10 protein-coding genes are annotated in these 12,204 nt (G+C 69.3%); 4 read left to right on the plus strand and 6 right to left on the minus strand.

The window, feature by feature from the left end:
- The 4 genes from VGE49_RS11030 to VGE49_RS11045 all read right to left on the minus strand — a co-directional run.
- Window positions 1-495 (minus strand): CoA-binding protein (locus VGE49_RS11030; protein WP_331034600.1); only part of this gene is annotated, 495 nt, incomplete at its 3' end.
- A 57-nt stretch (window positions 496-552) separates the two neighbouring features.
- The gene (gene sucC, locus VGE49_RS11035; RefSeq protein ID WP_331034601.1) at window positions 553-1,743 is read right to left on the minus strand and encodes an ADP-forming succinate--CoA ligase subunit beta; all 1,191 of its coding nucleotides are present in this window, start codon (window positions 1,741-1,743) and stop codon (window positions 553-555) included.
- A gap of 136 nt (window positions 1,744-1,879) precedes the next feature.
- A complete protein-coding gene (locus tag VGE49_RS11040; protein ID WP_331034602.1) occupies window positions 1,880-3,250 on the minus strand; it encodes a spinster family MFS transporter in 1,371 nt (456 codons plus the stop codon).
- A gap of 140 nt (window positions 3,251-3,390) precedes the next feature.
- A complete protein-coding gene (locus tag VGE49_RS11045; protein ID WP_331034603.1) occupies window positions 3,391-5,598 on the minus strand; it encodes a TonB-dependent receptor in 2,208 nt (735 codons plus the stop codon).
- A 267-nt stretch (window positions 5,599-5,865) separates the two neighbouring features.
- Between VGE49_RS11045 and VGE49_RS11050 the strand changes: the two genes are divergently transcribed.
- Window positions 5,866-6,594, plus strand: coding sequence for a TetR/AcrR family transcriptional regulator (locus tag VGE49_RS11050; protein ID WP_331034604.1), 729 nt, complete (start codon window positions 5,866-5,868; stop codon window positions 6,592-6,594).
- On the plus strand, window positions 6,594-7,364 hold the full coding sequence (locus VGE49_RS11055; protein ID WP_331034605.1) for a LytTR family DNA-binding domain-containing protein: 771 nt from the start codon (window positions 6,594-6,596) through the stop codon (window positions 7,362-7,364). Before VGE49_RS11050 ends, VGE49_RS11055 begins: the two co-directional genes overlap by 1 nt.
- Window positions 7,365-7,386: 22 nt before the next feature.
- On the opposite strand, the gene VGE49_RS11060 is transcribed toward VGE49_RS11055, so the two are convergent.
- Window positions 7,387-8,850 carry a carotenoid oxygenase family protein gene (locus VGE49_RS11060; RefSeq protein WP_331034606.1) on the minus strand — a complete coding sequence of 488 codons (1,464 nt, stop codon included), beginning with the start codon at window positions 8,848-8,850 and terminating at the stop codon, window positions 7,387-7,389.
- 36 nt (window positions 8,851-8,886) lie between these two features.
- On the minus strand, window positions 8,887-9,315 hold the full coding sequence (locus VGE49_RS11065) for a DUF2141 domain-containing protein (RefSeq protein ID WP_331034607.1): 429 nt from the start codon (window positions 9,313-9,315) through the stop codon (window positions 8,887-8,889).
- Window positions 9,316-9,536: 221 nt separating this feature from the next.
- Here VGE49_RS11065 and rpe point away from each other — a divergent pair, with 221 nt between their 5' ends.
- Together rpe and VGE49_RS11075 are read left to right on the plus strand one after the other, a co-directional pair.
- Window positions 9,537-10,220, plus strand: coding sequence for a ribulose-phosphate 3-epimerase (gene rpe / locus VGE49_RS11070; protein WP_331034608.1), 684 nt, complete (start codon window positions 9,537-9,539; stop codon window positions 10,218-10,220).
- Complete coding sequence (locus VGE49_RS11075; protein WP_331034609.1) at window positions 10,217-12,031, plus strand: heparinase II/III family protein; 1,815 nt, start codon at window positions 10,217-10,219, stop codon at window positions 12,029-12,031. Before rpe ends, VGE49_RS11075 begins: the two co-directional genes overlap by 4 nt.
- Window positions 12,032-12,204 lie beyond the last annotated feature (173 nt).

Genomic DNA, 12,204 nt, shown 5'->3' on the forward strand with positions numbered 1-12,204 from the left:
ATAGGTCAGGGTGCCCGAGCGCGAGACGACGCCGACCGAACCCTTGGAGAAGATGCTGCCCGGCATGATGCCGATCTTGCACTGCTCCGGGGTCAGGATGCCGGGGCAGTTCGGGCCCAGCAGGCGCGACTTGGACTTCTCGAGGCGGGCCTTGACGCGCACCATGTCCAGCACCGGGATGCCTTCAGTGATGCAGGTGATGAAGGGGATCTCGGCCTCGATGGCCTCGATGATGGCGTCGGCGGCGCCTGCCGGCGGGACGTAGATGACCGAGGCGTCGGCGCCGGTGCGCTCCTTGGCTTCGGCGACCGAGGCGTAGATCGGCAGGGTTTCGCCGTGCGAGCCGGTCCAGTTGGTGCCGCCCTTGGTCGGGTGCACGCCGGCGACCATCTGGGTGCCGTGGTAGGCCAGGGCCTGTTCGGTGTGGAAGCCGCCGGTCTTGCCGGTCAGGCCCTGGACGATGATCTTGGTGTTCTTGTCGACGAGAATGGACATTGGTCTGTGCTCTGAATTCTGTGTGTCAGCTGGGCGGTGGCGAGTAAGGCTTGAGCCTTAGCCGACCGCCGCGACGATCTTCTGGGCGGCGTCGTCGAGGTCGTCCGCAGCCGTGATGGCCAGGCCGGACTCGTTCAGGATCTTCTTGCCCAGGTCGACGTTGGTGCCTTCCAGACGCACCACCAGCGGCACCTTCAGGCCCACTTCCTTCACGGCCGCGACCACGCCTTCGGCGATGACGTCGCACTTCATGATGCCGCCGAAGATGTTGACCAGGATGCCCTGGACGTTCGGGTCAGCGGTGATGATCTTGAAGGCCGCCGCGACCTTCTCCTTGCCGGCGCCGCCGCCGACGTCGCAGAAGTTGGCGGGCTCTTTGCCGTACAGCTTGATGATGTCCATGGTCGCCATGGCCAGGCCGGCGCCGTTGACCATGCAGCCGATGTTGCCGTCGAGGGCGACGTAGGCCAGGTCCCATTCCGAGGCTTCGATTTCCTTGGCGTCTTCCTCGGTGACGTCGCGCAGTTCCTTGATGTCGGGGTGACGGAACAGGGCGTTGCCGTCGAACGACACCTTGGCGTCCAGAACGCGCAGGCGGCCATTTTCCATGACGATCAGCGGGTTCACTTCCAGCATGGCCATGTCCTTCTCGACGAAGGCTTTGTACAGGGCCGGGAACAGCGACTTGCCGTCTTCACGGGCGTCGCCTTCCAGCTTCAGCGCGTCCGACAGGGTCGCGCAGTCGGCTTCGGTCACGCCGGTCGTCGGGTCGATGACGACGGTGATGATCTTTTCCGGGGTGTCATGGGCGACGGTTTCGATGTCCATGCCGCCTTCGGTCGAGACGACGAAGGCGACGCGGCCGTAGGCGCGGTCGACCAGGATCGACAGGTAGAGTTCGCGCGAGATGTCGGCGCCGTCCTCGATGTAGAGGCGGTTGACCTGCTTGCCGGCCTCGGTCGTCTGGGCCGTCACCAGGGTGTTGCCCAGCATTTCCTTGGCGTTCTTGACCACGTCCTCGATCGAGAAGGCCAGGCGCACGCCGCCCTTGGCGTCAGCCGGCAGTTCCTTGAACTTGCCCTTGCCGCGGCCGCCGGCGTGGATCTGCGACTTCACGACATAGAGCGGGCCAGGCAGTTGCTTGGCGGCGGCTTCGGCCTGGTCGGCCGAGGTGATGGCGACGCCTTCGGCGACCGGGGCGCCAAAGGCCTTGAGAACCTGCTTGGCCTGATACTCGTGAATGTTCATGTCTGATCCGCGCCGTTGGGAGGAGGTTGAGGAAACTTTGGTCGCGCTTATAGGCGTCGGCCCTTCGCGGACGCAACCGTCTGTCTCCCTATGCTCCGCCCAAGCTTTTCTTATGCGCGAAACGGCTCAGGTCGGATCAGTCGACCCAGTCCTTCTTCAGCGTGCGCGAGGCCCCGAACAGCAGGGCCGAGGACAGCAGGTAGAAACCCATGCCAGTATAGATCGCCCAACGCAGGCTCTCCTCGCCGAAAGTCGGGCGCAGCAGGTCGCTCATCCAGCCGAAGTAGTAGATGCCGACGGCGATCCCCAGCAGGTTGTTGATCAGCAGGAACAGGGCCGAGGCCGTCGTCCGCATGGCCGGCGTCGCCAGGTGCTGCACCGCCGCCGTGATCGGCCCCAGCCAGGTCAGGTTCAGCCCCGTCGGGATCAGGAAGATCAGGAAGGCCAGGGTCAGCGCCGCAGCGCCATTGGGATCAGCCCCCGGCATGACGGCCCCGACCAGGGCGCCCGAGTTCATGGCCAGGATGAAGCAGGGCACCGAGATCAGGAAGGCCACGGCGGGCGTCAGCGGATAGGCGCCCTTGGACTTCTTGCCCAGGCGATCGGCCATGACCCCGCCCAGCCAGATGCCGGCCACGCCGCCGACCATGACGATGGCCGAATAATACCAGGCCGTCTGCGACAGGGTCAGGCCGAAGCTGCGCATGAAGAAGCTTGGCAGCCAGGCGGCCACGCCGTAGCCGCACACCGAGGACGAGGCCGCGCCGAAGGCCAGCAGCCAGAAGGACGGCTTGGGCGCCAGGGTCTTGATGACCTCGCCGAAGGGCGGGGCCTTGTGCACGATCGACGCGGTCTTGGGCGTTTCAACGGCGGCGGGCGCATCCATGCCGCCGCGCTTGGGGTCCTTGACCGTCAGACGCAGGATCGGCGCGACCAGGACTCCCAGGACGCCGACCACGATGAAGGCCGTGCGCCAGCCGTAGGTCGCCGCCAGCAGGCCGCCGACCAGGGTGCCCGCCGCCATGCCCAGGGGAATGCCGAAGGCGTAGGCCGCCAGGGCCCGCGCGCGCTGCGACTTGGGGAAGTAGTCGGCGATCAGGGAATAGGCCGGGGCCACGCCCCCCGCCTCGCCGATGCCCACGCCCATGCGGCACAGGAACAACTGTCCGAAGCTGCCGGCCACGCCGCACAGGGCGGTGAAGCCCGACCAGATGGTCAGGGCGGCGGTCATGATCCAGACGCGGCTGACCCGGTCGGCCAGCCAGGCGATGGGGATGGCCAGGGTCGAATAGAGCAGGGCGAAGGCCAGGCCGCCCAGCAGGCCGAACTGGCTGTCCGACAGGCCGAACTCCGCCTTCAGCGGCGCCGCCAGGATGCCGATGATCTGACGATCCAGGAAGTTCAGCATGTAGATGAGGATCAGGACCCCCAGCACATAGTAGCGATAGCCCGGCGAGACGGCCTTCTCGACGGCCTCTTGCGGCGCTGCGGCCTCGGACGTGGTCATGGCTTGCCCCCTCGGACTGGCTGTCCCGTTGTTGCGGACGGTAGCGGCGTCGCCGGGCGGCGCCAAAGAAAAAGGGCGGCGGTTCGGTCTGAACCGCCGCCCGCGATCAGATGATCAGGCGTTCAGGAGAAATTTCTCGATCAGAACTTGTACTGCAGCGAGGCCGTCACGGTGCGCGGCGGGCCGTAGTAGCCGATCAGCGAGTTGTTGAAGGCGGCGCCGAGGAAGTTGTAGCCGCCGACGCGGTATTCCTCGTCCGTCAGGTTCTTGCCATAGACGCCGACGGTCCACTTCTGGCTCGGATCGGTCCAGACCGCCGACAGGTCGACCAGGGCGAAGGCTTCCTGATCCAGAACCGGATTGGGGAACTCGAACTGGCTGTAGTCGTCGCGATAGCTGACCGACGGCGTCACCGCCAGCGAGCCGCCCGCCACGTCGCCGCGCCAGGTCAGGCCCAGGTAGCCGGTCCACTTCGGCGCGTTCTGCAGCACCACCTGGCTGGAAATGTCCTCATACTTCTGAGTGACCAGATTGTAGCGCAGGAACTCCTCGAACTTCGAGTCCAGATAGCCGATCGCGAAGTTGGCCGTCAGGCTGTCGGTGACGACCAGCGACCCTTCCAGTTCCGCGCCGAAGAATTTCGACGAGCCGACATTGTCGACGAAGCTGGCGATGCCGGTCGTGGCCGGCACCTGGGTCGTGACCTGCTGGTCCTGATATTCATTGTAGAAGACGGCCGAGGCGAAGCTCAGGCGACGGTCGAAGGCCGAGCCCTTCAGGCCGATCTCATAGGAGTCGACCGTTTCCGGCTGATAACCGTTGACCGTATTGGGGGTGAAGATCGCGTCGCCGCGCATGTCGAACCCGCCCGACTTGAAGCCCTTGGAATAGGAGGCGTAGCCGGTGATGCGGTCCGAGAAGTCATAGGACAGCGAGGCCTTGGGCGTGAACTGGTCGAACTGGTTCGAGCGGGTGTAGTCCGTGCGCAGCAGCAGGGGGTTGCGCGCCGCGCCGCCCAGCAGCGGACTGCGGGTCGCGCCCAGGTAGTTGGCGCGGAAGACGTGGCCCGTCTTGTCGTCCAGCGTGTAGCGCGCCCCCAGGCCCAGGTGCAGACGATCCGTCAGATCCAGGTTCACGTCGGTGAACAGGGCGACGCTGGTCGTCTTCACATAGCCGGCGGTGCCGATGACGATGCCCAGGTTGCCCAGGATGGTGTCGAAGGCGCCTGAGGCCGTGCCGTCCAGATAGAAGACGCCGGCCACGCCCTGGATCCGGTCCGTGCTGAACAGGGCCTGGAATTCCTGGGTGAACTGGTGGTCGCCGTAGACGGCCGGGATGTCCAGCGTCGGCGCGGGGGTGTTGTCGAAGTCGATCAGGGTGTCGGTGTCGCCGGTGCGATAGGCGGTGATCGACTTGACCGACCAGGTGTCGTTCAGGTCGACCTGGGCGGTCAGCGACACGCCTTCGGTCGTCACCTTGTTCTGGTCGCCGAGGCCGGCGTAGGTGTCATAGACGCTGTCCGGGATGCCGGCGCCCGGCCCGACGCCGGCGACTTCGCGGTGGCCGTGACGGGGGTTCGACTTGTCCTCGACCCGGTCGTAGGCCAGGCGGAAGAAGGCGTTGTCATAGGGCTGGAACTCGACGCTGACCCGACCGGCCAGAACGTCCTTGTCATAATGTTCGGCGCCCGTGTTCAGGTTCTCGCCGTAGCCGTCGCGGTTATAGCTGGCGATGGCGCCGCCGATGCGCAACTTGTCGGTGACGGGCATGGAGCCCTGGGCCAGCAGGTCGACCTGGTTGTAGCTGCCGTAGGCGCCGCGCAGGGTCAGCTCGGGCGACTCCGCGTCCAGACGCGAGGTGACGTACTTGATCGCGCCGCCGACCGTGTTGCGGCCGTAGAGCGAGCCCTGCGGTCCGCGCAGGACTTCGATGCGCTGGATGTCGAAGATGTCCAGAACGGCGCCCTGCGGACGGGCCACATAGACGTCGTCGATGTAGAGACCCACGCCCGGCTCGAAGCCCCACAAAGGGTCCTGCTGGCCGATGCCGCGGATGAAGGAGATCAGGGTGGAGTTCGATCCGCGCGCGACCTGAACCGTGGCGTTCGGCGTCTGCTGCTGCAGGGCGGTGATGTCGGTGGCGCCGGTTTCCTCAAGGCGCGCCGCGCCCAGGGCCGAGACCGAGACCGGCACGTCCTTCAGCGATTCCTCGCGACGACGGGCGGTGACGATGATGTCGTCGACGTTCGAGGCCTGAGTTTCGGTCGAAGCCTCCTGCGCCACGGCGGTGGCCGAGAGCGCGCCCCAGGCGGCGCCCGCCAGCAAGACAGTCTTCACGAGTCTGTTCATTTGGATCCCAATCCCTGATTTCCAGCCCAATCGACGCTTTTATTCAGCGTTCAATGATTTTCACGGAACGTGCCGATCTTTCGCCGGTCTGTCAAACGGCCACGCTGAGCCGGTCGCAAATCCGGCGCCCCTGTGGCGCCGTTGCACATGGGGACGAAGCGCGCCCCGAGCCTGATGCCGGGCATCAGGCTTCAGGATTGCTGCTGGCGCCAATATCTGAGTTCAGATGCGATCGCATCTGAACCGATTTCGCTCTAGCTTGCGCGCATGAACCGTGACGACGACCTCGCTCCGCCCCTGCCGCCCGCCGCCGCGCCGGCCCGTCGCGGCCGGCCCAAGAAGACCAAGGCCGCCGCCGCGGGCGAAACCCGCGACGCCATCCTGAACGCCGCCGAGGACCTCTTCTCCAAGCACGGCTTCTACGGTGTCACCATCCGCGAGGTGGCGCGCGAGGCGGGCGTGGATACGGCCCTGGTCCACTATTACTTCGGGGCCAAGAAGGAGCTGTTCGACGCCGTCTTCACCCGTCGCGCCGAAGTCTGGAACAATGAGCGCGTCGCCGCCGTCGACCGTTACGCCGAGGCCGCCGGCGAGGCCATGACCCTGGAGGGCCTGTTCGAGTCCTTCCTGCGCCCGCCCTTCCAGTGGTCGCTGAAGGGCGGACCGGGATGGAAGCACTACGCCGCCCTGGTGGCCCAGACCAACGCCAACCCGGCCTTCGGCGGCGAGACCATGGCCCGCTATTTCGACCCGGCGATCCGGCGCCTGCTGGAACTGGTCAAGCGCGTCCTGCCCGAGGCCGAGGAGACCGATCTCTACTGGGCCTATCACAACCTGTCGGGGGCCCTGACCCTGACCCTGGGCGAGACCGGGCGCCTGGACCGCCTGTCCGGCGGCCTGTGCAAGTCCGGCGATCTGGACAGCGCCTGCGACTACATGGTGCGCTTCGCCGCCGCCGGCTTCCGCGCCGTCTGCGGTCCGAAATCGGACGCCTGATGCAGGTTGTGCTCAGCGGCAAGGCGCGCGACTTCCTGCGCGGTCTGGCTCTGGCCCTCGTCGCCGGAGGCTTCCTGGCGCTGTCCGGCGCCTTCGGCACGGGCGGCGCCCCCTTCTGGCCGCGACTGGCCTACTGGGTCGGCCTGATGCTGGCGGGCAGTTTGTGGGGCCATGTCTGCGGAGCCTGGACGGCGCGGCGCATCGACGTCGATACGCGCCCCTGGGCGGCCATAGCGATCGAGACCCTGATCATCAGCGGACCCCTGACCCTGCTGGTCTGGGCCGTCACCGGCTCCATGCTCGAAGGCGCCATGCGGCCTCTGGCCCACCTGTCCTACTTCTTCTTCCCGGTCACGCTGATCACCGCCCTGCTGTGCGTGTTGACCGCCTTCCTCGGGCGCGAACGCCCGGTCGAGACCCACGCGAGCGCCCCCGGCGCCGCGCCCGCCCGCTTTCTGGAGCGCCTGCCGCCCAGGCTGCGCGGCGCGCGCCTGATCGCGGTCCAGGCCGAGGACCACTACCTGCGCCTGCATACCGACCGGGGCTCGGACCTGATCCTGATGCGCCTGGCCGACGCCCTCACCGAACTGGAAGGCCTGGAAGGCGCCCAGACCCACCGCAGCTGGTGGGTGGCCAGGAACGCCGTCGCCTCCGTCGCCCGCGGCGACGGCCGCGCCGCCCTGACGCTGGAGGGCGGCCCCGGCAGCGAACTGATCGCCCCCGTCAGCCGACGCTACGCCCGGGCGCTGAGGGAGGCGGGGTGGTGGTGACGCCCCCTCGACGCCTCGCCCCTCACACCCAATTCCCATGAAAGGCCGCCGGCAGGGCCACGTCGGCGCGCCAGGTGGCGACGGGGCCGTCCTCGACGTGCATCAGGTCCAGGACGTGCAGTTCGCTGACCCCCGCCTTCAGGTTGATCGTCGGGCCGACCAGCCAGGCGTCGGCCTCGTGCGTCCCGCCGGGCTTGGGCACATAGACCATCTCGTCCGTCACATGGCCGGGGCCGAAGTCAAAGGCGCGGGTGCGTCCTGACCGCCAATCCGTCACCCCCACCGCCGAGGCCAGGGGCCGATCGGTGCGCTCGCCCGCCGTGTGCAGGCTGAAGCGACGGGCCAATCCGGCGCGGCGCGGATCGCCGCGCGGAAACTCGGCCACCACCCCGGTCCGCTCCAGCCGACTGCGCCCGCCGGACTCCAGCACCACCATGGCCAGTTCGGCCGGCTCGCCGCCCAGGGGCACGCCGTTCAGCACCTCCTGGGCGCCGCGCGCGGCGAAATCCATGTCCTTGTGGGCGCACAGGTCGAAGCGGATCACGCCGTCCGCCTCCTCCCAGGCGTCGCCGACGTGGAAGAAGCCGAAGGGCGGCAGGTCGTAAACGCGGCGCCGCGACAGGTCCGCCTTGTCGATCACCAGCACCTGGGTTCCAGCGTCGGGCATCCACTCGAAGGCCGCCGACACCGGCATGACGTTGCGCGTATGCACCCAGGGCTGCAGGACGATGACCAGATGCCGCGCCGTGGCGGTGAAGTCGTGGATGTAGCTGGCGCGCGGCAGGGGGACGACCTCAGCCGCCTCCAGCGCCCCGTTGGCCGCCAGACGCCAGACCATGGCCTGTTTGCCGTTCAGGCCCAGGTTCCAGATGCGGCCGTCCGGCTCGATGCGCGGATGGGCCAGGAAGGGCATGTTCTTCAAATCGGAACGCAGCGCGACAAACCCCTCGGTTTCGAGCGTCTCGGGGTCCATCGCCAGGGGCGAGCCCGCCTCCCACAAGGCCCACAGCTTGCCGCCGACCTTGTGCACCGAGGTGTTGGCCGCGCTGACGTCGTCCGCCGAGCCGATGCGGGCGCGCGGATCGGCGACCGTGCCGAAGCCCGGCATCAGCATGGCGCCGACCTCGGTCTCCTGGCGCCGCTTGGGCGTGTCGGCGAAGCGGGCGGCGAGCGTCGCCTGACCGTCCCGAACGCGCCAGCGGCGGATCAGGCCGTCGCCGTCGAACCAGTGCTGGGACGAGCCGCCGGGCCGCCGGAACTTGGCCGGACCGTTGCGATAGAGGCTGCCCGACAGGCCGGCGGGCGCCCGGCCGTGCACCAGACGCAGGGCGCGCGGCGCCACGTCGCCCTCGACGTCGGCGGTGGCCAGCGACCAGTCGGCGGTCGCGCTCATCGCCTGCGCGGCATAGGCCCGGTCGGGGGTCAGGACGCGGGCGGCGGCCAAGGCGGCGGCGCCCATGAAGAGGGTGCGACGGGTCGGGGTCATGGCGAGGGCTCCGAAGTTCGGGGCGTGGTGTTGGACCTAGCGGATGCGGATGGTCTGGGCCGTGGCGCCCGAGACCTCGAAGCGGGCGCGGTCCCACTTGGCCGGCCCCATGTTGCCCACCGCGTTGTTGGAGAAGGCGTAGGGTTCAGTCGGCATGCCGAACGGATTGACGTTCATCCTGCCGTCGCCGTCCACGTCGTGAAAAGCCTTCATCCCGTAGGCGCCGGCGGGCAGGTCGAACACGGCCTCGCGCTGGCCCGCCGCCACGTCGATCCGGGCCACCCGAGCGGGCTGTCCGCCCTCATAGGCGGTCTCGCTGTCATAGAGGGCGACCAGGACCGCGCCGGTCTCGGCCCCCGTCTCGAAGGTCAGGGTCAGGCGGTTGTCGGCGGCCGAAGAAGCCGATTGGGCGAAGGCGGGAGCGGCGAAGGCCAGAACGGCAGCGACGGCGAGAGAGCGGATCATGGCGGGGTCCTTTCGGGGACGGCTGAAGAAGTCGCCGCCTTCCTCCAACGCCCCGCCGGACCTCGCCAGCGGCCTTGCGTCCGCGACCGCCGCGCCTTCGCCAACGACCACCGCCGACCGTTCGCGAAGCGCCAGTGAACACCTGTCGCCGGGGCGCCGCGCGGCCCTGCGTCAGCAGCCCGGCTTGCCCCCCGCGCGTCATGGCCGTAAGTCGCAGAACCATGACCCAGACCGCCGCCGCAAGCGCCCCGCTGATCTGCCCCTCCATCCTCGCCAGCGACTTCGCCAGGCTGGGCGAAGAGGTCCGCACCCTGGAGGCCGCAGGCGCCGACTGGATCCACGTCGACGTCATGGACGGCCACTTCGTGCCGAACCTGACCATCGGCCCGGACGTGGTGAAGGCGCTTCGTCCGCACACCCGCCTGCCGTTCGACGTCCACCTGATGGTGGCCCCGGTCGACAACTGGCTGGAGGCCTATCGCGCGGCGGGCGCCGACATCATGAGCGTCCACCCCGAAAGCGGCCCGCACGTCCACCGGACGCTCGGCCAAATTCGCCAGCTGGGCGCCAAGGCCGGCCTGGTCTTCAACCCGGCCACGCCGCTGAGCGTGCTGGAAGAGGCCGTCGATATGGTCGATCTGGTGCTGATCATGTCGGTCAACCCCGGCTTCGGCGGTCAGAAATTCATCGAGTCCTCGCTGAAGAAGATCGAGCGCGCCCGCGCCATCCTCGACCGCGCCGGCTCCAAGGCCCACCTTCAGGTCGACGGCGGCGTGGTCGCCGCCAACGCCGGGGCCTGCCTGTCCGCCGGGGCCGACGCCCTGGTCGCCGGCTCCTTCGTCTTCAAGGGCGGACCGGACGCCTACGCCGCCAACATCCAGGCGCTGAAAGCCGCCGCCGCGTGAGCCCCCTCGGCCCCTTCGCCCCGCGCGAAACAGAAGGCGGCCTGACCGAGGGCCACATCCCCGGCCTGAAGGGCGCCCCGGTCCGCACCCCGGTGCGCGCCGCCGGCGGTCCCAAGGCCGACCCCGCCCTGTGGGCCGCCGTCGCCGGCCAACTGGCCGCGCGCCAGCTGTGGATCGAGCTCTACGGCCTGCCGGGCTACACCCTGACGCTGAAGGGCGCCCGCGCCGAGGGCTTCGCCGTCAGCCCGCGCGACTTCCGCCCCCTGCGCGAAGAGGCGCCGCGTCCGCTGCTGTCGGGCCGCTTCACCCTGGCCGGCCTCAGCCTGGACGCCGAGGGGCCCGCCGACCTGTGGAACCGCCCCACGCCCAGCCGCGCCTTCGCCGTCGAACTGCACAGCTTCGTCTGGATGCCTGAGATGATGGCCCACGGCGATCGCGGCGTGCGCGAGGCCCTGGCGCTGACATTGGCCTGGGACGACCTGTTCAACCGCTGGTCGCCCTTCTCCTGGGACCCCGACATTCTGGCGCGGCGCACCTACAATCTGGCCTGCGCCGGACGGCGTCTGGCGGGGGTCGCGACCGAGCTTGAGCGCCTGCGCCTGACCGACATCCTGGCGCGTCAGGCCCGCCAGCTGCTGCGTCCGCCCGGCGGGCTGATGGGACGGGCCGAGCGCCTGACCGCCGCCGCCGTGGCTGGATGCGCCCTGGCGGGCAAGGCCGGAGCCGGCGTCCGCCGCATCGCCTTGAAACGCCTGCCCGCCGCGCTGGAGGCCACCGTCGGCGCCGACGGCTGTCACGCCGCCCGCGCCCCGGAGATGGGTCTGGAGCTGTTGCTCGACCTTCTGACCCTCGACGACGCCCTGGCCCAGCTATCGGAGCCGACGCCCGAGCCGGTGGCCGCCGCCATCTCGCGCCTGACGACCAGCTTGCGCGTCCTGACCCTGCCCGACGGTCGCCTCGCCGCCTTCCAGGGCGGCGGGCCTTCGACGCCCGAGCGCGTCGCCGCCGCCCGCGCCCATGACGAGACCCCCGCCCCGTCGTCCAGCGGCGCCGTCGGCGGTCTGGTGCGCATCTCCAGCCCCTTGCTGACCGTCATGGTCGATGTCGAGGCCCCGGCGCGCGGCGCCTGGTCGGCCGCGGCCTGCGGCCAGCCCGCCGCACTGGAAGTCGTCTGCGGCCGCGACCGCCTGTTCACCTCGGCGGGCTGGACCCCGCGCGCCCTGGACCGGCAAGCCCTGCGCCTGACGCCGGGCGCCTCGACGCTGACGCTGGGCGAACAGCCGCTGGGCGAGCCCCTGTCGGGCTGGAAGGCCGAGCTGCTCGGCCCCCGCCTGATCGGACCGGCCCTGCACGTCAGCCGCGACCACCGCGAGGGCGACGGCGCCGTCTGGCTGGAGGTCGAGCACGACGGCTGGATGCCCGGCTACGGCCTGATGCATCAGCGCCGCCTCTATCTGGATCAGCGTCTGGACGAACTGCGCGCCGAGGAGCGCCTGCATGCGCCGGAAGACCGCCCCGACGTGACCCGCGCCCTGGCCGCCCCCTACGCCCTGCGCTTCCAGCTGGAGCCGGGCGTTCAGGCCTCGCTGGCCCGCGACCGTCGCTCCATCCTGCTGCGCGGTCATTCGGGTCGCGGCTGGTGGTTCCGCAGCGACGGCCCCGACGTGGCCATCGAACCCGCCGTCCACGTCGACGAGGGCCTGACCCGGCGCTCATTGCAGATCGTCGTCCGCGGCTCCGCCCGCACCGACGCCGACACCAAGATCCGCTGGAAGCTGAGCCCGGCGGGCGCGGCGGGCGATCCGCACTGACTAATCGGGCGGCGCGGGCTGACGCCGCGCCCCGATGGTGCTAGAGGCCGCGCCATCTCCCCGCCCCAGCTGTTAACGGACGCCGCCCATGCCCGCCGCTCCCGACTTTCCGCCCGCCCCGGACGCGATCAAACCTGTCCGCGCCCTGATTTCATTGTCGGACAAGGCGGGGC

Source organism: Brevundimonas sp., from assembly GCF_036405315.1.
Classification (GTDB): Bacteria; Pseudomonadota; Alphaproteobacteria; order Caulobacterales; family Caulobacteraceae; genus Brevundimonas.